This window comes from Agrobacterium sp. 10T429 (assembly GCF_056393925.1).
On the sequence record NZ_JBFTGV010000006.1, the window covers coordinates 38,055 to 62,473 of the forward strand.

A 24,419-nucleotide genomic window follows, 5' to 3' on the forward strand; every position below is an offset into this window, starting at 1 on the left:
GCGTTCAGAACTGCCGGCGCTTCAGACCTCAGCCTGTCGGCTGGGCCTTGTTCAGTTCAGTCATTCAGCCGCGATCTGCATCCGCTCAGTGTAGAGCGACATGAGATGACGCGCCGTTTCAAGACTCGCGGGCTGTTCGGCACGGTAGCGGCGGCCGATTTCCATCATCAGCACGGTATCCGGCAGGAAGGTCAGCTCCGAGAAGATGCCCTGCCAGTCGATATCTCCCCAGCCGAGCGGCATATGCAGATCGCCGATGCCGAGAGCGGTATTTTCCTGGTCGAAATACGGTTGATAAAAGCCCTGCGGCCGGCCGAAGGAATCGTGGACATGCAAATGGCCGGCAACCGGCGCCATGGCACGAAGCTGTTCGCGAAAATCGAGCCCGCGAAAGGTGGATTCGAGATAGGCGTGGCTGAAGTCGATCAGCGCAACGACGTTATCATGGCCGATGGCCTTAACTGTCTGGGCCACCTCGGCAGGCGTCTGGCGATATTGGCCGGGTTCGGTGGAGAAGATATTCTCAAGCGCGACCCGCACGCCATAGGGCTTGCAGAATTCCGCCAGCTCGAAAAGCGCCTCCCGCTCACGGGCATCGGCATCGGCCCGCTCGGCGATCTGGTCGGCACGCAGGGCACCACCGTGTTGAACGAGGATGCCCGCGCCGATGCGATCGCACAGGACGGCCAGCGCCTTGGCTGCATCTATCTGGTAGCGGCACGTTACCGGGTCCATGAAATTGGACGAAACAAGACCGTGCACCGTGTAGCGGAAGTCGAATTCTTTGGCGAGCGCCACGAACCGTTGAGCGCGCTCCTCGATGATGCGACCGCCTGCGATCAGATCAAGGCTCGTTGCGGCGATTTCAACGGTGTCGCAGCCAATTTCGGCAAGCGCACGAAGATCGCTTTCGAGTGTGGCCAGTTCACCGTCGTCCGAGCTGGCGTTGAAGCCGGTTCCAATAAGATTGCTCATGTCATCATCTCCAGGGGTAAGGAAGGTCATGCGAGTTCAGGCTGCCGTACGGCGCGGCGCGCCGTATCGAACAGGTCCGGGCGGTCGATATTGACGTAGTCTACCCCGGCCAATGCGATCTCATTATGAAGGTTGGCATCATCGCCGCCATAATAAATCATGATTTCCAGACCCGCCTTGCGGCATGCCGCGACAAGGCCGGGCTTGCGCATCTGCGCAGGTGTGATCTCGATGATCGAGGCATGGTGAACAGCCGCAGCCAGCGAAGGCGACTTGGCGATATCGAGCGTCATCATCTTGCGGAATTCCGGCGCGGCGGCGGCCAGGCCCCGGCGCATTTCTTCGGAGAAAGAGAAAAAGAAGGTGTCGCGCACCATGCCGAGGCTCCGTACCAGTGCCGCCACCTTGACGGGATCGCAATATTTCAGCTCGACATAGACGCCGCAGCGGCCGCGCAAATGGCTGAGATAGGCATCGAGCCGCGGTACAGCCGCACCCTTGAAGTTTTCGCCGAACCAGCTGCCGGCGTCCAGTGCATCGATCTCCCTCGACATTATGTGGCCGATGGGACCCGTGCCATTGGTGGTACGATCCAGCGTTTCGTCGTGAAAGACATAAAGCACGCCGTCCGCGCTCTCGCGCACGTCGAGCTCGATGTAATCCGCTCCCTGCTGCAAGGCGAGGTCGGCGGCGGCGAAGGTGTTTTCGGGCGCAAAATGGTTGGCACCGCGATGGGAGACGATTTTAGGCATGGAAATTCCTGTCAGTTTACGGCTTCCGGTTCACGCGCCGGAATAGTCGAATGGTGGGAAAGATCGGCATGCAGCCCGGCGATGCGGTTACCGGCGGCATCGAACACGAGCGTCAGCGCCGATTTGCAGCTGATCCCGACACGATCTCCCGGCGCGTGGCGTATCGTCTCGCCATATTCGAGCGCGTGGATCATCCCTGCAGGCGTATCGATCGTGTAGAACACCTCGCGCCCCATGGGCTCGACGGTGGTAACCTGCCCCTCAAGCCGCGCCTCGGACGATGTGACGAGGGCGATATCTTCCGGGCGCAGGCCAAAGGTGACTTCGCCGTCACAGCGGCCATTGAGGTCGAGCAGGGCATCGCCAATCTGCAACTGCCCGCCCTGCGCCCATCCTTTCAAGAGATTCATTGGCGGCGTGCCGATGAAACCGGCCACGAACAGATTGTCGGGCCTGCGATAAAGATCATCGGGCGTGCCGATCTGGGCAATGGCGCCGTTGTTCATGCAAATGATCCTGTCCGCCATGGTGATCGCCTCGATCTGGTCATGGGTGACGATCAGCGTGGTGATCTTCAGGCGCTTCTGCAGGCTTTTCAGCTCGGCGCGCATGGTGATGCGCAGGGTCGCATCGAGATTGGAAAGCGGCTCGTCCAGTAGCAGGATGTTCGGTTCCTTGACCAGCGCGCGGGCAAGCGCCACACGCTGCTGCTGGCCGCCGGAAAGCTGCGAGGGCCGTCGGTCGAGCAACGCGCTGATCTGCACGAGGCTTGCTGCCTCCTCCACCCGCCGCGCTGCTTCTTCACGCGGAACATTCTTGAAACGCAGCGGAAAGGCGATGTTCTGCCGCACCGTCAGGTTGGGATAAAGTGCATAGGACTGGAAGACGATGCCGACATTGCGGTCGCGCGCATCGATGCGATTGACGTTGTGGCCGTCGAAAGAAATCTGACCCGCGGTCGGCGCGTAGAGCCCGGCGAGCAGGAAAAGCGTGGTCGACTTTCCGCATCCGGACGGCCCGAGAACGGCGACGAATTCGCCGTCTTCGATGGAGAGGGTCATCGGTTGCAGAACGCGGGTGTCGCCCCAGCTTTTGGTGACATTGTCGAGGGTGATCCTGGCCATGGCGATTATCCTTTGATCCCGCCGAAACTCATCTGGGTGATGTATTTCTGCGTGAAGATGTAAATGATCAGCACAGGCAACAGATAGATGATGCCTACGGCAGCGATCATGCCGTAATTCACGCCGGCGCTGTCCTGTGCCACGAAGAAGAGATAGAGGCTCATCGTCATCTGGCTTTTTTCGATGAGCAGGGTCTGGACGAAAACATATTCTTCCCAGCCACGCAGAAAGGTGAAGGTGGCAACCGCGATCAGCCCGCTTCTTACCTGCGGCAGAACCACCATGCGAAAGGCTTGGAAGCGGCTCGCGCCATCGGTGACGGCACTCATTTCGATGTCCCAGGGAACGTTGTCGAAAAAGCCCTTGAGAACAAAAATTGCAAACGGCAGCTCAAGCGCACTCATGACCAGCACGACGCCGAAGAGATTGTTGAGCAGGCCCATGTAATGCAACTGCACGAAGATCGCGACGGTGAGCGCGAGCGCCGGAAAGGCATGCAGCAGCAAAAGCCCGCGCAGCACATTTTCACGCCCGGCGAAGGTGAAGCGCGACAGCGCATAGGCGGCCGGCGTGGCGACCAGCGCGACGATCAGCGTCTGGGAAGCGGCAAACAGCAGTGAACTGCGCATGGCGGTCCAGATGGATGGCATCAGCGCCATGCGCGTGGTGCCGGTTTTCTCGATATCGCGGCTCCAGAGGAAACTGTAGTTGTCGATAGTCAGATGCGGCAGCACCAGCACGAAGACGAGCGCCGCAACCACGGCACCAAATGCCAGCCATAGCAGCGCGGGATTGCGCAGGCGCTCGGAAAGAAGCGCAACTGCTATCGCCCCGCCATAGGCAAAAGCGGCGATTGCGCCGCTGCGCCACAGCACAAGTCGGCTGAGATTGTCGTCGGAAGTCGTGAGCGACTTCACCAGCAGCCACAGGTAGGGCAGGAGAACCGGAACCGAAACCACCGTCAGGAACACAAGAATGACGGGAACGAAACCGGCGCGATGGGCAAGGCTGCGCCTTTCAAGACGCGTCCAGTCCGGCTTCAGATCAAGCGCACGCCTGCTGTGGGCAGGCGAGTGGGTGTGGGCGAGCGTCATCACAGCACCTCGATTTTGGCGGGAGCAAAAGTCGAGCGCATATTGCTGATGCGCCATTGAATGAGGGTGATGGCAACGCCTATCGCCATCAGGCCAAGCGCAAGTGCAGCACCATAGGCATAGGCGCCGTTTTCGAAGGCGCGCCGGTAGATATAAAGCGGATAGGTCGTGGAATCGTAGACAGGCCCACCGCCGGTGATGAGCAGGATATATTCATAGGTCGTCATCAGTGAGAGCGCCTGATAGAGCGTGATGAAACGGATCGGTGACGAGAGCGCGGGTGCGACGACATGGCGAAGCACACCCCATTCGCTGGCGCCATCGACGCGCGCCGCATTGGCCAGATGCGACGGTATGGAGCGGATGGCCGATGTGAGGATGACCATGGCGAAAGACGCGCCGACGACACCGTTCGCCACCACCACCAGAAACAGCGGAAAGTCGTTGCGCAGGTTGAGAGCGGGTGCGCCGAGCGCGCCAAGAAACTGGTTGAGCAGGCCGGAAGACGTCGGATCGGCGATCCATATCCACAGCACGCCGTAAAGCACGGCGGGGCTCATGCGCGGCAGCAGCCAGAGGCCGCGAAAGAAGTTGCCTAGCCGGTCCGGTATCGCCGTGGTCGTAACGGCCAGAAGCGCGCCAAGCCCGATATTGAAGATGAACAGCGTTGCGCCGACATAGATCAGCGTCGTCAGCAACACCATCGGCAGGCGCACGTCGCGCTGAAACATGCGCTGGAAATTCTCGACCGTGAATTTGCCCACCCTCAGGTTTGCGCCCATATCGGTAAAGGCGATCACCAGATTGACGACGATCGGGGCAAGAAAGAACAGGCCAAGCAAGGCGAGAGCCGGAGCCAGATAAAAGATCGGCCGGGCCGGGCGGCGCGCCCGAAGCTGAAATTGAGACATTACGATATACCGGTGGGAACGCGGAAAAGCCGCCCGGCAGAACCGGGCGGCATGGTTTCGGGCAAACTCAGTTGCTTGCGGCGTCGCGGATTTCGATCTCCGCGCCAAATTGCAGCTCAAGCTCGTCGGCGATGAAATCGACCGCCTGCGCGGCCGTCATCTTGCCGGTCTCAACCGCTTGCAGACCGCTGAACAGCACCTTGTTGTAGCTGCCGAACTTGGTGTGGTTGGGCACGAACTGCGCGTATTTCATCATCGGCGAAGCAGCGGAGAGTACCCAGTTATCGCGGTATTTCGGCATGGCCGTCTGGGCGTTGCTGATGGCCGTATGATAGGATGTCACGGCGTGTTCGTTGTTGAAATAGGGCAATGTCGCAAGCGCCACGAGATCGGCGGCGATATCGGCATTGGCACTCTTCGGATTGAGGGTGTAGAGCAGCGGGTGCGACAGGTTGGCCGGCTTGCCGCCTTTTTCGGCTGCCGGAGCGGAAATCCAGCCGATCTTGTTGAAGTATCCCTTGCCATCTGTCGGCCAGGTCGCGCCGTTCTTGTCACCCACCTGCCAGGCAACCGCCCAGACACCCTGATGGAAGATGAAGGCCTTTTCCTGCTTGAAGGCCGTCTGGATCGCCTCCCAGCTCATGGCGGTATTGTCGACGGGCGTCACGCCTTCCTTGGCATTGCGCTCATACCAGCCGAGCGCCTTGGCCATTTCGGCCTTGGGGAACATCAGCTTGCCGGTCTTTTCGTCCATGAACTTCACGCCATAGGACTGGAACACCATCAGATAGTCGATACCGACATTCGGGCGGTGCAGCATGCCGTATTGTGCGGCCTTGCCGTCTACCACTTCCTTCGACAGGGCCGTCAGATCGTCGAGCGTGAATTCGCCGGCGTCGACCTTGGCCGGAAGGCCTTCGATGAAGGCTTCGTCCTTGCCGATCTTGCGCAGCATGTCCTTGTTGTAGAAGAACATGCGGATTTCCGCGTCCTGCGGAATGCCGTAAATCTTTCCGTCCGTCGCCTTGGCCGAATTCCACAGAACCGGCAGGATATCGCCATAGACCCAGGGAGCAGCGGCAATCTTGTCTTCCATCGGCATGGCATAGCCGTCCTGCGCGAACTGGCCGATCCATTCATGCGGCAGGATGTAGATATCCGGCCCCTGCCCCACCGAAAACGCCTTCAGCGTGTCGAGCGCGAAGGAGTCCCAGCCCTGCACGGCGCTGTTGTTGATTTCGATGACGACGCGTTTGTCGACGCCTGCTGCCTTGAACTGTGCGTTCATGATGCCGGCGGCGGCTTCGATGTTGGTGACGCGGCCCGGCGCATTCTTGTCGGCGAGCGTCCAGAGCTTGATGTTGATGTCTTCGGCAAAGGCGACAGCCGGCAAAAGCGCGCCGAGGGCAACCGTGGCCATCAGGGTGAGAGACTTGAACATGTGATCCATTCCCGTTGAAACTGATTATTTAATTAAGTTGCTTAATTAACAGCTTCATGACATTTCCCTAGGTAAAGCGCGGGAGAGTGAAACTTTGACTGAGAGACGGCAGGGCGGGCTGGCAGGCATTGGCGCAACACAGGGCGCGCTTCTGGGATATATCAGGCGCAAGGGTTCGGCCTCGCGGGTCGAGCTTGCCGACTATTGCAGCATAACGCCGGCTGCCGTGAGCATGATGACGCGAAATCTGCTTGAGCGCGGTATCATCGAGGAAGGTGCACGCCGGCAGGAAGGCCGTGGCGCACCCCATATCGACCTCACGCTCAAAAAAACCGTCGGTTACGCCCTTGGTGCGCACGCCAACCGTTATTCGGTGATGTTAACGCTGTTGAATTTTGGCGGAGAGATCGTTGGAGAATTGCAGATGCGCGGCTCCTACGACGCGTTTTCCGATGTCCAACGGGCGCTTCAGGACGGATCCGAAGAACTACTGACGAAAAATGCGATCAACAGGAGCCAACTGATCGGCGCGGCCATTGCCATGCCGACCCGCTTTCGCAAGGAAGCCATGTCGCTCGATCTTGCCGAAGAGGTTATTTCCTGGGCCGGGTCTGACCTTTCCGCCATGCTGCGCGAGGCGCTGCGTTGTCCGGTGATCATAGAAAATGATGCCAATGCCGCAGCCATGGGTGAACTGACGCTTGGCAATGCGGACGGACACGAAAATTTCGCTTATCTCTATCTCTCCGAGGGGATCGGCGGCGGCATCATTATCAAAAATGAGCTTTATCGCGGTTATCTCGGCAATGCCGGCGAGATAGGCGCCTTGCGCGGCCGCAGCACTTCGCGACCCTCCTTCGAAGACCTGGCGGCATGGTGCGTGGAGCATGTGGGAGAAAAACCCTCGGGGCGCGCACCCGATATCTGGACGGATTACCTCTTGCGCAACTCCGCCGTGTTTGAGGCGTGGCTGGAACGGGCGGGACCGGAGGTTGCGCGCCTCGCCTTCGCTGTGAGCGCCGTTCTGGCGCCCACGGCAATCTTTGTCGGCGGCACCTTACCAAGGATCGTACGACAGCGGCTGGCGGAATGGCTGGATTACGAACGCTCGGACCCGTTCGACGGCGCAAAGGTGATACAGCCGAAAATCCAGCTGCCGGATGTGGTTGCGACAGACCCCGTGGCCTTCGGTGCGGCGGCGATGATCCTGCACGGCGTCGGAGAAGTGCGTTAAAGGCCGGAGCGCATGTCCGGGGGAGGCCTCAGCCGAGATTGGTCACCATGAAATAGATCAGCCAGCAATGCCCGATCACCAGCACGGCCCAGGCCCATTTTGCAAGCCTGATATCGACATCGATGACGGTATTGCTGATTTCCGCCACGCGAAAAGCCTCTTCCTCAACCCGGTTCTCCGGCGGGCGAGATCTCAGCACCTTCCTGGAAACCGGCTCGCCCACGACATAAAGCCTGTCGTTCGCAACTGATGGACGCGGGTCGCCGTTGGCGCTCCCGTCAAGGGAAAGCACGTCGTCACCCGAGGCGCAACTCACCGCTAATAGCTGTGATGACACCCGCCTGTTACGCATGTTACCTCCATTGGGCATCACAAATCTTCCACACAATAAAAATAAAAAAATTCACCTGCTGCTCCCGACAAAGCCTTGGCTTTACCGGGCATATTTGCGATGCGCGCAATACGCGCCGCGCCAGTTGAACCCCTTCTCGCCCCACGCTCTTGCGCTCCCCCGGAAACGCATCGGCATCAGCCCCGCCATTAACGTGCCGGGCTTCCCGGCAAATCGTGCCTTCCCGCGTAAGGCTTTACCTCCCGCTGGATCAGGAAGACGGATTTCTCCACCGGCAGCGGTTCGGCTGTCCGGTAGCGATGAGACCGCTTGGAATATTCAAACCGGATCCGCCTGTCTTCGAACTTCCCCGCCAGAACGCGATAGCCGTTGACGACCTCGTTCAGTATTTCCAGCTCTTCTCCCCACAGCCAGCCACCGTAAGAAGTGCCTTCGTTGGAGCGCAGCACGATCTCGAAAAAATGCCCGCCGGCCGCAAATGGCATGCGGAAAATAATATCGAGATTGTCCTCATCTTCGTCGTCGCATGCCGACAGTCTGGCATGGGCAACCTTCGCATGGGCCAGCGCCGAGACCGGATAGAACGGGCGCCCTTTGAACCACATGAACTCGCACACCGCATAACCGACGTCGTCGGCACGCTGGTAAGGTTCAGTACGCGGCTCGAACGCCATGTAGCTTCCGTTAAACGCTATCAATTTCGAAAATTCCCGATGCCTGCCTGATGCATGATTGCTGTTTTCCGCCCGTCATCCGCGCCTCTGTTCACGACAATAGGCAAGCGGCGTCACACCAGCGTCAAATGGAACGCCAATGATGACTTTCAATTTCCCGGACACATTGTTAGATGGTGATTCATGAGGGAACGAAAGTGGCTGGGAACGCTGAACTGATACCGATCCGGCTTTTTGGCACTCCGCGCTGCGATGCGGTGCGGCAAGCGTTTTTCCCGTCCAAGGGCTTTGCCCTCACTGCCGCTCTGATCCTTGCTCCCAACCAGTCCCTTTCCCGCCAGCAGGTCGCATCGCTGTTGTGGGAAAACGTCGAGCAAAAAAGGGCACTCGGCAATTTGCGGCAGCTGATCCTGCGCCTCCAGAAGCTGTCGAGCGATGACGATGCCATCCTTCTGACAGAAGGGAACGACCTGAAGGCCGGAAAGCTGGCGCAGCGGACCGACCTTGCGATCTTTCTTGCCGGCGCGAGAGCAGAAGACCCGATGCAGAGGCTGCAAGCCCTGCTCGAATTCGGCGGCGATCTGCTGGAGGGGCTGGAGGCTGGGCAGGACCACCTTTATCTCTGGCTGCTGTCTGAGCGACGCCGTCTCAAGGACCTGTTCTTTTCAAGCTATACACCGCTTCTGGAGGAGTTGACGCGGTTCGGCCGCGCCAGTTCGAACAACATCGCATCGCTTGCCGAATGCGCGCTGAAGATCGAGCCGGAGCGCGAGGAAACCTACCGCGCCGCCATGGCGGCCTATGCGCGGGTGGGAAACACCAGCGCCTGCGAGGGAATTTTCCAGCTTCTGATGGAACAGCTCCGCCAGGAGGACCGACCTCCGGAGGCCGAGACAGTGGCGCTTCGACGGCGGATACAAAGTCTGGCCTCGACGATAGTAGCCCCCGCCGAACCGGATGAGGGTAGCCGCCGAAAACCGATGGCAAAACCACGCGTCGCCTTCAGCCGTCCGGTGCGGGTGGACGGGCTTGCGGTATCGCCGGTGATGAGTGCCTTTGTCGAGGATGTCGCCAATAGTCTCGTTCGATACCGGACCTTCACCGTTCTTTCGACGCACAGCACCTTTGTAGCGACACACGACCGGACCGACGACAGTTATGCAATGTTGCGGGCGGATTACCGCATCGTCTCCACGGTTTTCGACGATGCCCGCATGTCGGTAGCGCTGATCGAGGAAGCGACCGGAGAAATCGTCTGGTCGCTGGAGGTTGTGCTGACCGCGCGGCATATTCACGCCGCTTTTCGACTGCTGTCCAAACAGGTGGCCGCGGGGCTTGCCCGCGAGATCGAGCGGCTTCAGGTGGAACCAGACCGCAACCACAGCGGCGAGGCCTACCGGCAATTGCTGGAGGGCCAGCAGCTTCTGCGCGGCAAGTGCGACCTGCCGCTTCTTCGAAGAGCCCGCTCGATGTTCCGCAAGGCGGTCGATCTGGATAACAGCATGGCGGTTGCCCGCGCCCGCGTGGCGCAGAGCCTGCAGCTGGAATGGCTGATGCTGGGCGGCAACGACCCCCACCTGCTGCACCGCGCCAAGGCGGAGGCAGACGCCTCAGTCGAAATCGATCCCGCTCTTGGCGTCGGCCACTGGATGTGCGCCGTCGTGGCGCTCTACCAGCGGGATTTCGACATATCCGCCGAAAGGTTCTTCGAAGCCGAGGCGCTTGCGCCCAACTCCGCCGACCTTTTGCTCCAGCATGCCGATGCGCTCGCCCATTTCGGCGATGCCGAAACCGCATGGGAAAAGTTTCAGCAAGCCATCGACCTCAATCCGCTCGCACCCGACATCTACTGGTGGGCGGGCGCCAGCATCGCGTTCAAGCGTGAGGATTACGGCACGGCAGTAGAACTGTGCGCGCGCATGGAAAATGACGAGCCGGCATTGCGCGTCTTGACCGCGAGCCACGCGCTCCACGGTGATTTGGACGCTGCCAGGGAAACCGGCAGCAGGCTTCAGGAAAACTATCCGGGTATGACGGCGAGGGAAATCAGCAGCCTGTCCCCAGACCGAGACCCGGTAGCGAATGAAAAATTCTATAACGCACTTCGATTAGCTGGGATCAAATAGGAGTTATTATGTCCTCGCACTTCTTTATTGTCGGAAAAAAGGGTTTCGGCGTTCTCTTCATTCGCACGGCGCCGCTCAGGGTTGCGTCCGTCTCGCATGAGACGATTGCCGCCTATGAAGCCAGCCATCCCGGTGTGGACGGTTACGCGCGCGTTGCTGCGGCGGCAAAATCCATGCTCGTTCGTCAGGACGGCCAGCCCGAAAACGAGCTGGATCAGGTACAGATCCAGGGCATCGAAGCCCTCGTCGCCGGCGGCGCTGTCGTTTCCGAGGCCGATTTCGCCTTTGTCGGCGAAGTGATCGACGCCGGCTGGGATTTCAACCGCATGGTGCAGGCACCGATCGAATCGGCCCTGAAGGCTGTTGGTCCGGCGGGTTCCGTCACCGGCGAGCTGTTCGACGCCATCCTTGCCGACGACACCAACGCGGCGCCTTGATTGCGGCCCCGCAGCCTTGACCGCTGACGGCGCACATATACCAGCGACAGCGGCTTTAGGGCATCCGGACGCTTCGTTCTTTGATCCCGAACTGCTTCGGCGGTTCGGGATTACCCGCGTCGGAGACGTGACCGGTCTCGATATTATCGGCATACCCGTCTGGTTCGCGACGCGGCCCAATTCACGCGGACTGTCTGTCTCCCAGGGCAAGGGGCTTGTCGCGGAGCAGGCACGGCTTTCCGCGATCATGGAAGCGATCGAAGGTGCCGTCGCCGAAGACACCCGCAAACATATCACCACTTTCGGCTCCATTCGTGAGATGCGGGACAAGGGCGCCCCTCTCGTTCCTTTCGAAACAATCGGCCGGGTCGACCCGGACACTCTTGATCTGCGAAACCAACGCGCCTGGGTGAAGGGAACATCCATACGCCAGCAGCTGGAGGTTTTTGCCCCCTATGAACTGGTGGGCATGGATTTTCGCACGGATTTCCCCTGGGACCGGCAGGCCTTTCTCATGAGTTCGCAAGGTCTTGCGGCGGGTTTCGACCATGACCACGCGGTTCTGCACGCCCTGCTCGAACTCATCGAAAACGACGCCTGCTTTCTCGTCGATACCTTCGAAACCCGCAATATCGCGCCGGAACCGGTCGTGTTGCCGATGGGTGTCGACGCATCCTTCGATGCTCTTGCTCAACACCTTTCACATATCGGACTGCCGCCCCGCTTCTTTGATCTCACCAATACGCTCGGCGTGCCTGTAGTCATGGCAAGCCTGCCACGGTCAATCCACGCGCAGGACGGACTTGCCACCCGCAGCGCTGCCGGCGCAGCGTGCCGGTTTGGCACCTATGACGCGGCAATTGCCGCGCTGCTGGAGGCGATCCAGTCGCGACTGACTGACATCAGCGGCGCAAGGGACGATCTCTCTCCTTTGCGCTACCAGCGGGATATGTTTGCGGCGGGACCGGCGGCATCCGAGGTGCGGCCGATGGACCGGATCCCGGCCAGTCTCGATTTTGCGATTAGCGATCCGGCTCTACCCCCGTGGCGTCAGCTTGCAGAGCATCTTTTTGCCGCCGGGATCGACGACATCTATGTCTTTGCGCTGGAAACGGGCGTATCCGGTCTGCATGTCGTCCGGGTTCTGGCAAGCGGCCTCACCCCTGCCGGTGGTGGCCTTCAACGTATATCGCAGCGGACGCTCGACCGGTTCCTGAACCTCGGAGGCCTTTGATGAAGCCGGTGGTTTTTGCGGGCCCGTCCATCCACGGCATCACACCCGCGCAGATTTCCGGCCTCGATCTTCGTGGCCCGGCTGCCTGCGGCGATATTTTCGACGCGGTAAAGCAGGGTGCCCGGACAATCGGGCTGATCGACGGCCTCTACGGTGACTGCGCCGCCGTGTGGCACAAGGAAATCCTGTTTGCACTGACAGGCGGCGTCACTGTTCTTGGTGCCGCCAGCATGGGCGCGCTAAGAGCGGCGGAATGCGCGGCCTTCGGCATGATCGGCATCGGCGAAATCTTTGAAGCCTATCGGGACGGGCTGCGTTTTTCCGACGCCGATGTGGCAGTCAGCCACGCGCCCGGCGAACTCGACTACCGCCCGCTGACAATCGCGCTTGTCGATGCCGAAGCGACGCTCGAAGCGTGTCGCGCCGCTATCGCCCCAGAGGAACACGACGCCTTGCTGAACGCCGCCCGCAAGCTGCATTTTAACCGCAGGACATGGCGTGCAATGGCAACTGAGGCAAACCTCAACCTCGAGACCGCAAATTTTCTAGCCGGAAACGCGGTTTCCGCCAAACGCAACGATGCGGCCCGGCTTTTAGGCCTGCTCGGCAGCGGGGAATTGCCATCCCCGCCGTCGCAATCGTGGAAATTACAGAACACGGTATTTTTCCAGCAATTGGCCACGCGGCAGACGGCGGGAGAAAAAGCGTCTTGACCGCTGCCCCGCACCCGTCTCTGCTGCCCGATTGCGGAGGGCTGATCCGGACAATCGCGCTTGCCTTGCCCGCCGCGTTTTTTGCGGGTGACAGGGCTGACGGGGGCGTATCTCCGCTCATCCCGATCGGAAACCTGCTTTCGGCTCTGCCTTCCGACGTCACGGCCCTTGTTCTTATCGATGGCCCCTGTCTCGCCTCCGCTCAAAGCTGGCTCAGCAGGCTGGCAGACACCTGCGCCGCAGAACTGTTGCCGCTCGATGCAACCAGCAGCGTTTCGCACCCGTGGATACAGGACGTGTTCCACGTTCGGACTGCTGATGGGATCGCAACCGAACTGCTTTATGCATCGGAAAGCGCCATCACTGGCGAGCTCGCCAATCGTCTCGGGCTTGCCGCCAACGCTTCGCATGTCACTTTGCCGGGCGGTAACCAGCTGGTCGGGCCGGACTTTCGATTGGTGGGCCATTCCAGCCTGCAGGACGACAGGGGTATGGCAAACAATGCGGAAACCGAACGGCCGCAACAATGGCAGCGGGTTCAGGCACTCGACTACAGAACCGTGCGCAGCTTCGGATATCGGCCGGAAGACCTTGGCAATGCCTCGGCCTCAATCGCTCTTACCTCGGCAAAAACGTCGCCTCCGGCGATCACTTTAGGAAAAATCCACCAATGCGGTTTCCACGTCGACCAGTTCGTTTCGGTCACAGGTCTAAGACGCGATGGCCACCCGCTATTGCTGGTTGCCGATCCGGTGGCCCATGAATGCAACGCCCGTAATGCGATGGATTTGAAACGTAAACTGGATGCCTCCGTTCTATTGCTGGCACAGCAGGGCTTCGCAATCCTGCGAAATCCCATTCCGGTTTTACCCGCCATCGACACCAACAAATGCCTGCCTCGGCTTTATAACAACGTGCTTGTTGAAAATATCGTGCGCTCCGACCAAGAGAAGCCATTCGTCTGGGTTCCCCATTTCGGTGATGCGGAAACGCTCGACGGTTTCGACCGAGAGAACAGGAAAATTTGGGAAAGACTGGGCTTTCACGCCATCGGCGTGGCCGGCTGGAGCCATTTTGCCAGCCGAAACGGGGCATTGCGATGTGCAACAAAGGTGATAAACCGTCAACCAGCACAGCATACCGACGGAAAACAGCCTTACTTTATCAGTAACACCTCACAATACCCGTGGAAATTGTGTTGAATGTCTACCTTCAACAATATTAATTGATAAATATCCAATTTAAGAACCTCACAACTGGAGGAGTTCATGATGCAGGCCAAACTACCCAGCCCGATCGATGTGCATGTGGGTACACAAATCCGAATGCGCCGCAAGTCGCTCGGCATGAGTCAAAGCGCGCTGGCGGGCCGGTTGGGCATTACCTTCCAGCAGGTCCAGAAATACGAAAAGGGTGCCAATCGCGTCGGCGCGTCCCGTTTGCAAGCCATTGCATCGGTTCTCGGCGTCGATGTCAGCTCTTTGTTCGCCAATGCGACGCCGGATGTTGGAAACGCCAATCCCGCCCTTGGCACGATCAATGCCATGCAGTCTTTCGTTGCGTCGAATGAAGGATTTTCGCTCAATCAGGCCTTTGCCCGAATCAAGAGCGCAACCGTGCGCAAGAGCATCGTTGCCCTCGTGACGTCGCTTGCGGCTACCGAAGCGGCGGAAAATAACGGCGCGCCGGAAAACAAGAGCGACGATTGACGCAGGTGTGACGCTCGCGTGACGCTCGATGTGGTCGAAAATGAACAACGCGGGATCAACGCGTTTTCATACTGTCGACTGTCGAGAGGGAATCATGGTGGCGTCTACCGCAGCAATACTTGAAGAGGACAATGCAGACGAGATTCTGGCGCTCGGGCGGATGGTTTCCTATCTTTGCCAGCGCTCCAAATCTCTGGAACTGGGGATGTCGACCTATTTCCTGGAAATGGCATTGCTGTCGCTGGCCCAGGACATCAATCAGCATGGCTCGCTACCGGCCGGCGCAGAAATGAACGGCAGCGGTTTCGCACACGCTGAACTCCATTAAAACACCGCTTTTTAACGACCGCGTCTGCAATTGCGCAGAGCCGCAGACATTTTTCGTCTGCGGTTCCGGCTGGGCTGAAACACACCGGACGCATATATTTTTTAGTCAACTCCAAGAACTTTTGTTCCCAGCATTTGTCGAGGCCCGGTTTTTACCGGGCCTCGATTTGTAGTGGAAGTAAAGACGACAGAATTCTGTCGTCAGGCAACGACCGCGCCCGGACCCGCCACAGCACCCGGCGGCACCTTGCCCAGAATAATCATGCCGAGGACCTCGTCCTTCGTCACATCTTCCGTGCGGGCATGGCCGACCACCTTGCCGTTTTTCATGACGAACACCCGGTCGGCGAGATCGAAGACGTCATGGATATCGTGGCTGATTAGGAAGATGCCGATGCCCTGCCGTTTCAGTTCCTTGACGAGATCGCCGACCTGTGCCGTTTCCTGCGGCCCGAGTGCTGCCGTCGGTTCATCCATGATGAGGATGCGGGCATCGAACAGAATGGCGCGGGCGATTGCCACGGACTGCCGCTGGCCACCGGAAAGCGCCTTCACCGGCTCCTTGAACCGCCGGAAATTGGGGTTGAGACGCCCCATGACCTCGCGGGCCGAAGCTTCCATGGCGACATCATCCAATGTTCCCCATTTCGTCTTCAGCTCGCGGCCGAGATAAAGATTGGCCGCCGCATCGACATTATCCGCCACCGCCAGCGTCTGGTAGATGGTTTCGATGCCGTATTTCTTGGCGTCGCGGGGATTGCGGATATCCGCATCCTCGCCGTTGATGAGGATTTCGCCCCCATCCCGCCGGTATGCACCGGACAATATCTTGATGAGCGTCGATTTGCCGGCACCGTTGTGGCCAAGAAGGGCCACCACCTCACCAGGGAAAAGATCGACAGAGGCGTTTTCCACCGCATGGATACCACCGAAGGAAATGGAAATATTGCGCATTTCCACGAGGGGCGTGACTTGTTCCGTCATTGGGGTTCTCCTCGGTTCTTACTTGGCGCGGGCGCGGTAGATGGTGTCGAGCCAGACGGCGACGACCAGAACCACACCGACGACGATGCGCTGAAAGGGCGTATCGATGCCCACAAGCACCATGCCGGATTGCAGCGATTGCATGACGAGCGCGCCGAGCATCGCGCCCGCTATGGTGCCGACGCCGCCGGCGAGCGACGTGCCGCCGATGACCGCCGCCGCGATCGTATAAAGTTCATCCAATTCACCCTGGGCATTGGTGGCCGCGTTGAGGCGGGCAGTCGAGATTGCCGCAGCGATGGCGCATAGAACGCCCATCAGCGTGAAAATCTTCACCGTAACCCAGCGGGTCTTGATGCCGGCGAGTTCCGCCGCCTCCGGGTTGCCGCCGATTGCGAACACGTAGCGTCCGAAGCGCAGCCGCGTGGCGATGAAGGTCATCACCGCGCCGACGGCAAGCGCCATCAGCACCGGAATGGCAATGCCGTGCGGAATGAACAGACCACCATCCGGCCAGGTAATGCCATTGGCATCGGCATAGTTGCGGGCAATGTTGACCGGCCAGGGATAGCTGTTGACGACAGCTACGAAACCGACGACGACGACGCAGCCAAGTGCCACCAGGAAATATTCCGCCCAGACGGGCCGCAGCGGAAAACCGAAACGGCGACGCTGGTGGCGGGAATTCAGGATTGCCGCGACAATGGCGACGCAGGCGACAATGGCTGCGATCCAGCTCCATGTCGCGCCGATCGAGCCGCTGGTGCCGCCACCCATCAGGCGGAAGGTGGAATCCATCGGCGCCACGGTGCGGCCGCTGGTGACGAACCATGTGCCACCGCGCCAGACCAGCAGACCACCAAGTGTGACGATGAAGGACGGCACGTTCAGGAAGGCGATGATCGAGCCCTGCAGCATGCCGATCGCTCCGCCGACGAGAATGCCGACCAGGAGCGTGACGATCCATGTCGCCCAATGTTCAAAGCCGAGGAGCTGCGGCAGGATTTCCGCCTGCATGACACCCATGATCATGCCGGAAAAACCGAGGATCGACCCGACCGACAGATCGATGTTGCGGGTAACGATGACAAGCACCATGCCTGTCGCCATCACCGCGACCGAAGCGGTCTGGACGGAGAGGTTCCAGAGGTTTCTCGGCGTCAGGAACAGCCCGCCCGAAAGAATATGGAAACCGATCCAGATCAGAAGAAGCGCGCCGACCATGCCGAGCAGCCGGGTATCAAGCTCCGTGGCACTGATGAAACGCGAAATCGAGCCCGTCTTTTCCGTCTTGGGGGACGCTGTGGAATTGGATTGTGTCATGTCGGCCATGGACTGCCGGTCCTCCTTACATCTGAAAGGCGCCGCGCCACGTGTCAGTGGCGCGGCGCCCAAACATCAACCTAGCGGTCTCAGTTGCAGGCCTTGACGGATCCGGCCTTTACACCCTGGCAGGCCGTTTCCTTCTTGATCCAGCCGGCGTCGATGACGACGTTCAGATTGTCCTTGGTAATGGCGATGGGCTTGAGGAAGACTGACTGCATCGTCACTTTTTTCGGACCGCCATCAAAAGCGGCAACGCCCTTGATTTCCGTCATCTTCTTGCCGCCCGCAAGTTCCAGCGCGATGCCGGCAGCTTCCTTGCCGAGTTCGCGGCTATCCTTCCAGACAGATACCGTCTGCGTGCCGAGCGCTACGCGGTTGAGCGCGGCGAAGTCCGCATCCTGACCGGATACGGGAACAGAACCTGCGAGGCCCTGCGCGGCAAGAGCGGCAATTGCGCCACCGGCCGTTCCGTCGTTCGAGGCGACGACCGCATCGACCTTGTTGTTATTCTTGGTCAGGAACTGCTCCATGTTCTTCTGGGCATTTTCCGGCTTCCAGCCATCGGTATAGGCTTCGCCGACATTCTTGATCTTGCCCGCGTCGACAGCGGCCTTCAGAACTTCCTGCTGTCCGGCAAAAAGAAAGTCCGCATTCGGATCGGAAGACGAACCCTTGATGAAGACGTAGTTGCCTTCCGGCTTGACCTTGAAGACTTCGGCGGCCTGAAGGCGACCGACTTCCTTGTTGTCGAAGGTGATGTAGAAGGCGTTCTTGTTTTCGATCAGGCGGTCGTAACCCACCACCGGAATACCTTCAGCGACGGCCTTTTCAACGGCCGGGCCAATCGCGTCGCTGTCCTGCGCAAGAATGATCAGCGCATTGGCGCCCTGGGAAATCAGCGATTCCACGTCGGTCAGCTGTTTTGCGGCGGACGACTGCGCATCGGCGGAAATATACTTCGCACCGGCCTTGTCGAGAGCTGCCTTGATTGCCGCCTCATCCGTCTTCCAGCGCTCTTCCTGGAAATTGGACCAGGAAACGCCAACGACGAGATCAGCAGCAATGGCTGCGGTGTGCAGGGAAACGAGTACAGCTGTACCCGCCAAAAGCTTGGCAAACGAATTCATGATGTCCTCCCGGTAAGGGCGAAGCCTGCACCTCCATGCAGGGAAAACGCCCGGAAAAAGCTGTCGGGCTCTGTGATTTCACAATTTTCTCGACAGTCGAGAAAATTAATGTCAGAGATTCCCCATGCTGTCAACAACGGCTGCGGGCAGCATCCGGGTGCCTTGATCTTGCTCGTGGCGTGCGCCATCAGAGGGGATAAGCACGACAGGAAAAAAGCCGTTCAGGGAGCATACCCCAGCCCATGTCCGCCATTGCAAGCACGGAACTGGTGCGCCAGAAAAACAGCCTGTCGGTGATGGCAGCGCTGCGCCTTCATGGCAGCCTCTCCCATACGGACATGTCCTCCTTCACCGGGCTTGCCTCCGCCACCGTTTCCGCAATCACCACGGAACTCGAGCGGGCCGGCCTAATCCTGCGCAAAGAGCAGCTAGCCGCCGCCGGGCGCGGGCGGCCGCGCATCCTGTTTGGGCCTGATGGTGCTTTCTGCCACGTCGCCATCGTCATCATTTCGTCCGACAGCGTGCAATATTCGTTGGTCGACTATGCCGGCAAGCTGGTGGACCGCTTCACCGAGCAGAGGATCACGGCTGAAAAAGGGTCGTTCGGCGGCTCGATCCTCTCCGGCCTTGCACGGCTTGCGGACCGTTCGCGCATCGACCGGCACGACATTCTCCAGGTGTCGATCAGCAGCAAGGGGCTTGTGGACGCGGCAGCGGCGGTGCTCGTCTGGTCGCCGGTGCTCGGCACCGAAAAGATAGATTTCCAGCAGCTCATTTCTCAGGACGGCCGCATCCGCGTGACGCTGAACAACGAAACGCTGCTGGCCGCAAAAGCCATCTGGATGCAGGAGCAGGCAAAGGACGGCCCGAAACCGGAGGCACTTGTCACCCTGTCGCTCGGCCACAGCATTGGCCTCGGCATTGCCCGCGCCGCGGGTGGCGGGATAGAGGTTAGCGCCCCCAATTTCGGACATATGCTGCATCTGGCCGATGGCGCCCTTTGCCGCTGCGGCACCAGAGGCTGTATCGAGGCCTATTCAGGGTTTTATGCAATCCTGCGTTCGGCATTCGAGGCCCCGCCGCGGGCGGAACCGGCAAAATTCGTGCCGATTGCCGAAGTGGACAAGATCGCCGCTTCCGCCCGCGCCGGCGGGCGCATGGCGCGGCTTGCCTTCCGCACAGCCGGGCTTGCACTCGGCAACGGCCTTTCACGTCTGTTCAGCCTGCACGGCCATATGCCGGTCTTCATCACTGGCCCCGGCACACGCTATTTCGATCTTCTGGAAAGCGGCCTTCACGATGGCCTTGCGCAATCGCAGTCGGTACGCTTCGGCGGAATGCCAAAAATCGGCATCGCGCCCAACGAACCGGAACTGGTGTTTGAAGGGCATATGGAACACGCTCTGTCCGCCGCCGACGACTATATATTGAGCGCTGATGGCCCTGAAAGAGCTGCAAGGAACTCGGGGAACTGACGGGACAACTCGTAGATGCTCAGGCCTGCTCCGTCACCGCTTCGCCCTTTTCCTTGACACCAGTCAGCGTGGAAACGAATTCATCCAGAGCGGCAGCCTCGTCCCTGCTCAACCGCAGGCCCTGTTTAGTGCGCCGCCAGAGAATATCCTCGGCTGCAAAGGCCCATTCGTGTTCCACCAGCCAGCGCACTTCGCATTCGTAAAGTGTGCCGCCGAAATGCCGGCCAAGGCCGGAAACATCGGTGGCGACACCGAGCAGTTCCGCAGCCTTCGTGCCGTAGTTTCTGATGAGCCGCTCGGCATGGCGTCCATCAAGGAATGGGTAACGGGAGACAAGCGCCCTCACCTGGGCGTCATATCTCTCCGCCCCGAAGTCACCGCCCGGCAGATACGAGCCCGCCGTCCAGGGCTTGCCCTTTTCTCCGATGGCTGCGCCGATCTTTTCCAGAGCATGTTCCGCCAGCCGCCGGTAGGTGGTCAGCTTACCGCCGAAGATATTGAGCAGCGGCGCTTCGCCCTCTGCCTCTTCAACCTTCAGCACATAGTCGCGTGTGGCTTCCTGCGCCTTTGAAGCGCCATCATCGAAAAGCGGGCGCACGCCGGAATAGGTCCAGACGATATCATCCGGCTTCACCGGTTCGCTGAAATATTCGCTGGCGGCATTGCAGAGATAGGAAATCTCTTCCTCAGAGATGCGCACCTTGGCCGGATCGCCCTTGTAGTCGCGGTCAGTGGTGCCGATCAGCGTAAAATCTTGCTCATAGGGAATGGCGAAGATGATGCGGTTGTCMGGGTTCTGAAAGAAATAGGCGCGCGGATCGGAAAACTTCCTGCGCACGATGATGTGGCTGCCCTGCACGAGACGAACATTGTGCACATCGTTGCGGCCGAACACGCCGGACAGCACGTTATCCACCCATGGGCCAGCGGCATTCACCAGCATGCGCGCTCTGTGCGAGGCTGAACGGCCGGTCTTTTCGTCCAGCGTCTCTATAAGCCACACGCCGCCTTCGCGCCGTGCGGAAACGACCCGCGAGCGGTTCATGATCGTCGCACCGCGATCCGCCGCGTCACGCGCATTCAGAACCACGAAACGGGCATCGTCCACCCAGCCGTCGGAATATTCGAAAGCCTTGGCAAAGACCGGCTTCAGAGGTTTGCCTGCCGGGTCTTGCCGAAGATCGACCGTGCGCGTCGGCGGCAAAAGCTTGCGGCCGCCGAGGTTGTCATAAAGAAAGAGGCCAAGCCGGACCATCCATGCCGGACGCACGCCGCCTTTCTGGAGCGGCAGGACGAAGCGCATGGGCCAGATGACGTGCGGGGCCATGGCCCACAGAATTTCACGCTCCATCAAGGCTTCGCGCACCAGACGAAACTCATAATGTTCGAGATAACGCAGGCCGCCATGGATGAGCTTGGTGGCCGCCGAAGACGTACCGGAGGCAAAATCGCCCTTTTCCGCAAGCGCCACGGAATAGCCCCTACCCACGGCATCGCGGGCAATGCCGCAACCATTAACGCCACCGCCGATGACAAAAAGATCGAATATGTTTTCGCCGGACATAGGGCCTCCCAAGACAGCGCCGGGGACCATTTCCCCCTACGTTGAAAGATTATCGTCATAAAAACGAAAACAAAACGAATGTCAAAAGAAAACAAACGAAACCCATGTTTCCAGCACAAGCGAACGGCAACTGCCGCCGGTGAATCGCTTCGCCAGCGTGTTTCGGGATGTCGGTACGGGGTCTGTGTTTCAGACGTGTGTCGGAGTGACCTGCTCAAGCTCGTAAAGCACGCCGCCCATATCCTTTGGATGCAGGAAGAGAACGGGATTGCCATGCGCGCCTATCTTCGGCTCGCCATCACCTAAAATGCGGATGCCTTTTTGGACGAGATCGTCTCGCACGGCCAGAATATCCGGCACCTCAAAGCACAGATGATGCGTGCCGCCACCCGGATTTCTTTCGAGGAAGGCGGTAATCGGGGAGTTCTCTCCAAGCGGATGAAGAAGTTCGATCTTGGTATTGTCAGCCTGAACGAAAACCACTGTCACGCCGTGTTCGGGCAGGGATTGCGGCTCGGAAACTTGAGCGCCAAGCGCCCTGTATCGCGAAACCGCGGCATTAAGATCGGGCACGGCAAGGGCGACGTGGTTCAATCTTCCGAACATGGCCGTATTCCTCTCACGCGTTGCGCCGGATGCCTTCCAGCAGATCGAGAACCTTGTTCGCCGCATCCATGACATTGGTGCCGGGTCCGAAAATCGCCGAAACGCCGTGGTCGAGCAGGAACTGATAATCCTGGCGCGGAATGACGCCGCCGGCGACGACGATGATGTCCTGGGCACCCTTCTGCTTGAGCGCCTCCACAAGCTGCGGTGCGAGCGTCTTGTGGCCTGCGGCAAGCGACGACATGCCGACCACATGCACCTTGTTCTGAACCGCAAGATCGGCTGCCTCGGCAGGCGTCTGGAACAGCGGCCCGGCCAGCACATCGAAACCGATATCACCAAAAGCCGACGCGATAACCTTCGCGCCGCGATCATGCCCGTCCTGCCCGAGCTTTGCGACCATGATGCGCGGTTTGACGCCGAGCCGTTCTGCCACGCCGGAAAGCCGCGTAGCGAGCGTGGCAAGCTCCGGCTCGTCCTTGTAGGCCTCGCCGTAAATATCCTCCACCACTTCCGGCACGGCAACGTAATCGCCGAAGACGGCACGCAGCGCATCGGAAATCTCGCCGACGGTGGCGCGGGCGCGGGCGGCGACGACTGCCGCCTCGAGAATATTACCCTTGCCGCTACGGGCAATTTCAGACAATGCCGCCAGCGCCTTCGAGACGTCCCCGCCGTCGCGGCGACGTTTGGTGTCCTCAAGGCGGCGGATTTGCGCAGCGCGTACGGCGGCGTTGTCGATATCGAGAACGTCGATATCCTCCTCGGTTTCCAGACGGTAGCGGTTGACGCCGACGATGACTTCCTCGCCCTTGTCCACGGCCGCCTGCCGACGCGTGGCCGCCTCCTCGATCAATCGCTTGGGCAGGCCTTCGGCCACCGCTTTGGTCATGCCACCAAGCGCCTCCACCTCCTCAATCAGCGCCCAGGCTTTTTGCGCCAGTTCATCCGTCAGGCTTTCGACGTAGTAGGAACCGGCCAGCGGATCGACGACCTTGGTGACGCCGGTTTCATGCTGGAGAATAAGCTGGGTGTTGCGGGCGATGCGGGCGGAAAATTCTGTCGGCAGGGCAATGGCTTCATCAAAGGAATTGGTGTGCAGCGATTGTGTGCCGCCCAGCACGGCGGACATGGCCTCGAAAGCGGTACGGACAATGTTATTGTAAGGGTCCTGTTCCTGAAGAGACACACCGGATGTCTGGCAATGGGTGCGCAGCATGAGCGACGACGCCTTTTGCGGCTTGAACTCTTCCATGATGCGCGACCAGAGGAAGCGGGCGGCGCGCAGCTTTGCGGCCTCCATGAAGAAATTCATGCCGATGGCAAAAAAGAACGACAGGCGGCCGGCGAAATCATCGACATTCAGTCCCTTGGCAAGGGCGGCCCGCACATATTCCCGCCCATCCGCCAGCGTGAAGGCAAGCTCCTGCACCAGCGTGGCACCTGCCTCCTGCATGTGATAGCCGGATATCGAAATGGAGTTGAATTTCGGCATCTCCTTCGCCGTATATTCAATGATATCAGCAATGATACGCATCGAAGGCTCGGGCGGGTAGATATAGGTGTTGCGGACCATGAACTCCTTGAGAATGTCGTTCTGGATGGTGCCGGAAAGTGCGGCACGCGAGACACCCTGCTCTTCCCCCGCAACGATGAAATTGGCGAGCACCGGAATGACGGCCCCGTTCATGGTCATGGAGACGGAGACCTTTTCGAGCGGTATACCATCGAACAGGATTTTCATGTCCTCGACGCTGTCGATCGCTACGCCCGCCTTACCGACATCGCCTTCAACGCGCGGGTGGTCGCTGTCATATCCGCGATGAGTGGCAAGATCGAAGGCGACCGAAACACCCTGTTGGCCGGCGGCAAGCGCCTTGCGGTAAAAGGCGTTGGAAGCTTCGGCAGTCGAAAACCCGGCATATTGGCGGATCGTCCATGGCCGCCCGGCATACATGGTGGCGCGCGGGCCGCGCGTGAAGGGCGCAAAGCCCGGCAGACCATCGAGATGTGAAGCCTTTTTCAGGTCATCGGCCGTGTAAAGCGGTTTGACGTCAATGCCTTCGGGCGTATGCCAGACGAGTGCATCCGGTGAACGCTTCAGCTCCTTTTCGGCAAGCTGCAGCCAATCCCGCACCGTTTTTTCACCCGACATGCATATCTCCCCTTCTGCATTTCATTTTCAGTACTGTGACTGGTGATCGTGACCGAAATCCAGCCTACCCCGTAACCCG

General features: G+C 59.6%; 23 protein-coding genes. 9 read left to right on the forward strand and 14 right to left on the reverse strand.

Features of this window, described 5'->3' with window-relative positions:
• Positions 1-60: 60 nt before the first annotated feature.
• The 6 genes from AC1DCP_RS14930 to AC1DCP_RS14955 all read right to left on the reverse strand — a co-directional run bounded on the left by AC1DCP_RS14930 (position 61) and on the right by AC1DCP_RS14955 (position 6,297).
• Positions 61-975, reverse strand: coding sequence for a TIM barrel protein (locus AC1DCP_RS14930; RefSeq protein WP_065687894.1), 915 nt, complete (start codon positions 973-975; stop codon positions 61-63).
• A gap of 26 nt (positions 976-1,001) precedes the next feature.
• On the reverse strand, positions 1,002-1,727 hold the full coding sequence (locus AC1DCP_RS14935) for a glycerophosphodiester phosphodiesterase family protein (protein WP_065687895.1): 726 nt from the start codon (positions 1,725-1,727) through the stop codon (positions 1,002-1,004).
• Positions 1,728-1,738: 11 nt separating this feature from the next.
• Entirely contained in the window at positions 1,739-2,851 is a 1,113-nt protein-coding gene (locus AC1DCP_RS14940) for an ABC transporter ATP-binding protein (RefSeq protein WP_035199593.1), read from the reverse strand.
• A 5-nt stretch (positions 2,852-2,856) separates the two neighbouring features.
• Positions 2,857-3,945, reverse strand: coding sequence for a carbohydrate ABC transporter permease (locus AC1DCP_RS14945; protein ID WP_065687896.1), 1,089 nt, complete (start codon positions 3,943-3,945; stop codon positions 2,857-2,859).
• Positions 3,945-4,856 carry a carbohydrate ABC transporter permease gene (locus tag AC1DCP_RS14950; protein WP_003511283.1) on the reverse strand — a complete coding sequence of 304 codons (912 nt, stop codon included), beginning with the start codon at positions 4,854-4,856 and terminating at the stop codon, positions 3,945-3,947. The genes AC1DCP_RS14945 and AC1DCP_RS14950 overlap by 1 nt, the downstream gene beginning before the upstream one ends.
• 67 nt (positions 4,857-4,923) lie before the next feature.
• Positions 4,924-6,297 carry an ABC transporter substrate-binding protein gene (locus tag AC1DCP_RS14955; RefSeq protein ID WP_065687897.1) on the reverse strand — a complete coding sequence of 458 codons (1,374 nt, stop codon included), beginning with the start codon at positions 6,295-6,297 and terminating at the stop codon, positions 4,924-4,926.
• Between the two features lie 94 nt (positions 6,298-6,391).
• On the opposite strand from AC1DCP_RS14955, the gene AC1DCP_RS14960 reads away from it, so the two are divergent.
• Positions 6,392-7,531 carry an ROK family transcriptional regulator gene (locus tag AC1DCP_RS14960; RefSeq protein WP_112191711.1) on the forward strand — a complete coding sequence of 380 codons (1,140 nt, stop codon included), beginning with the start codon at positions 6,392-6,394 and terminating at the stop codon, positions 7,529-7,531.
• A 28-nt stretch (positions 7,532-7,559) separates the two neighbouring features.
• On the opposite strand, the gene AC1DCP_RS14965 is transcribed toward AC1DCP_RS14960, so the two are convergent.
• Both AC1DCP_RS14965 and AC1DCP_RS14970 read right to left on the reverse strand, forming a co-directional pair.
• Positions 7,560-7,883, reverse strand: coding sequence for a hypothetical protein (locus tag AC1DCP_RS14965; RefSeq protein WP_162540191.1), 324 nt, complete (start codon positions 7,881-7,883; stop codon positions 7,560-7,562).
• A 188-nt stretch (positions 7,884-8,071) separates the two neighbouring features.
• The gene (locus AC1DCP_RS14970) at positions 8,072-8,557 is read right to left on the reverse strand and encodes a hypothetical protein (RefSeq protein WP_065662490.1); all 486 of its coding nucleotides are present in this window, start codon (positions 8,555-8,557) and stop codon (positions 8,072-8,074) included.
• A 173-nt stretch (positions 8,558-8,730) separates the two neighbouring features.
• Between AC1DCP_RS14970 and AC1DCP_RS14975 the strand changes: the two genes are divergently transcribed.
• The 7 genes from AC1DCP_RS14975 to AC1DCP_RS15005 all read left to right on the forward strand — a co-directional run bounded on the left by AC1DCP_RS14975 (position 8,731) and on the right by AC1DCP_RS15005 (position 15,104).
• Entirely contained in the window at positions 8,731-10,683 is a 1,953-nt protein-coding gene (locus AC1DCP_RS14975; protein ID WP_476774403.1) for a BTAD domain-containing putative transcriptional regulator, read from the forward strand.
• A gap of 8 nt (positions 10,684-10,691) precedes the next feature.
• Positions 10,692-11,120, forward strand: coding sequence for a hypothetical protein (locus AC1DCP_RS14980; RefSeq protein ID WP_003511290.1), 429 nt, complete (start codon positions 10,692-10,694; stop codon positions 11,118-11,120).
• A 127-nt stretch (positions 11,121-11,247) separates the two neighbouring features.
• A complete protein-coding gene (locus tag AC1DCP_RS14985; RefSeq protein ID WP_236736221.1) occupies positions 11,248-12,354 on the forward strand; it encodes a YcaO-like family protein in 1,107 nt (368 codons plus the stop codon).
• Positions 12,354-13,067 carry a TfuA-like protein gene (locus AC1DCP_RS14990; protein ID WP_142851177.1) on the forward strand — a complete coding sequence of 238 codons (714 nt, stop codon included), beginning with the start codon at positions 12,354-12,356 and terminating at the stop codon, positions 13,065-13,067. Before AC1DCP_RS14985 ends, AC1DCP_RS14990 begins: the two co-directional genes overlap by 1 nt.
• Complete coding sequence (locus AC1DCP_RS14995) at positions 13,064-14,269, forward strand: hypothetical protein (protein WP_142851178.1); 1,206 nt, start codon at positions 13,064-13,066, stop codon at positions 14,267-14,269. Before AC1DCP_RS14990 ends, AC1DCP_RS14995 begins: the two co-directional genes overlap by 4 nt.
• A 69-nt stretch (positions 14,270-14,338) precedes the next feature.
• Positions 14,339-14,776 (forward strand): helix-turn-helix domain-containing protein, encoded by a 438-nt coding sequence (locus AC1DCP_RS15000; RefSeq protein ID WP_025595440.1) that lies wholly within the window; start codon positions 14,339-14,341, stop codon positions 14,774-14,776.
• A 94-nt stretch (positions 14,777-14,870) separates the two neighbouring features.
• Positions 14,871-15,104 (forward strand): hypothetical protein, encoded by a 234-nt coding sequence (locus tag AC1DCP_RS15005; protein ID WP_019564849.1) that lies wholly within the window; start codon positions 14,871-14,873, stop codon positions 15,102-15,104.
• A gap of 200 nt (positions 15,105-15,304) precedes the next feature.
• Here AC1DCP_RS15005 and AC1DCP_RS15010 read toward each other — a convergent pair whose 3' ends face one another.
• The 3 genes from AC1DCP_RS15010 to xylF form a co-directional block, all read right to left on the reverse strand.
• Entirely contained in the window at positions 15,305-16,087 is a 783-nt protein-coding gene (locus AC1DCP_RS15010) for an ATP-binding cassette domain-containing protein (RefSeq protein ID WP_013761766.1), read from the reverse strand.
• A gap of 18 nt (positions 16,088-16,105) precedes the next feature.
• Positions 16,106-17,419, reverse strand: coding sequence for a sugar ABC transporter permease (locus AC1DCP_RS15015; RefSeq protein WP_003511299.1), 1,314 nt, complete (start codon positions 17,417-17,419; stop codon positions 16,106-16,108).
• An 80-nt stretch (positions 17,420-17,499) separates the two neighbouring features.
• Positions 17,500-18,540: a D-xylose ABC transporter substrate-binding protein gene (xylF, locus tag AC1DCP_RS15020; RefSeq protein ID WP_003511300.1), complete on the reverse strand. Its 1,041-nt coding sequence runs from the start codon at positions 18,538-18,540 to the stop codon at positions 17,500-17,502.
• A gap of 242 nt (positions 18,541-18,782) precedes the next feature.
• Here xylF and AC1DCP_RS15025 point away from each other — a divergent pair, with 242 nt between their 5' ends.
• Positions 18,783-20,015, forward strand: a complete 1,233-nt coding sequence (locus AC1DCP_RS15025) for an ROK family protein (protein ID WP_476774404.1) — start codon at positions 18,783-18,785, stop codon at positions 20,013-20,015.
• A gap of 19 nt (positions 20,016-20,034) precedes the next feature.
• Here AC1DCP_RS15025 and AC1DCP_RS15030 read toward each other — a convergent pair whose 3' ends face one another.
• The 3 genes from AC1DCP_RS15030 to scpA all read right to left on the reverse strand — a co-directional run bounded on the left by AC1DCP_RS15030 (position 20,035) and on the right by scpA (position 24,340).
• Positions 20,035-21,579, reverse strand: coding sequence for a glycerol-3-phosphate dehydrogenase (locus AC1DCP_RS15030; RefSeq protein ID WP_142851180.1), 1,545 nt, complete (start codon positions 21,577-21,579; stop codon positions 20,035-20,037).
• 189 nt (positions 21,580-21,768) lie between these two features.
• Positions 21,769-22,185: a methylmalonyl-CoA epimerase gene (gene mce, locus AC1DCP_RS15035; protein WP_003511303.1), complete on the reverse strand. Its 417-nt coding sequence runs from the start codon at positions 22,183-22,185 to the stop codon at positions 21,769-21,771.
• Positions 22,186-22,198: 13 nt separating this feature from the next.
• Positions 22,199-24,340 carry a methylmalonyl-CoA mutase gene (scpA, locus tag AC1DCP_RS15040; protein ID WP_476774405.1) on the reverse strand — a complete coding sequence of 714 codons (2,142 nt, stop codon included), beginning with the start codon at positions 24,338-24,340 and terminating at the stop codon, positions 22,199-22,201.
• Between the last annotated feature and the right edge of the window lie 79 nt (positions 24,341-24,419).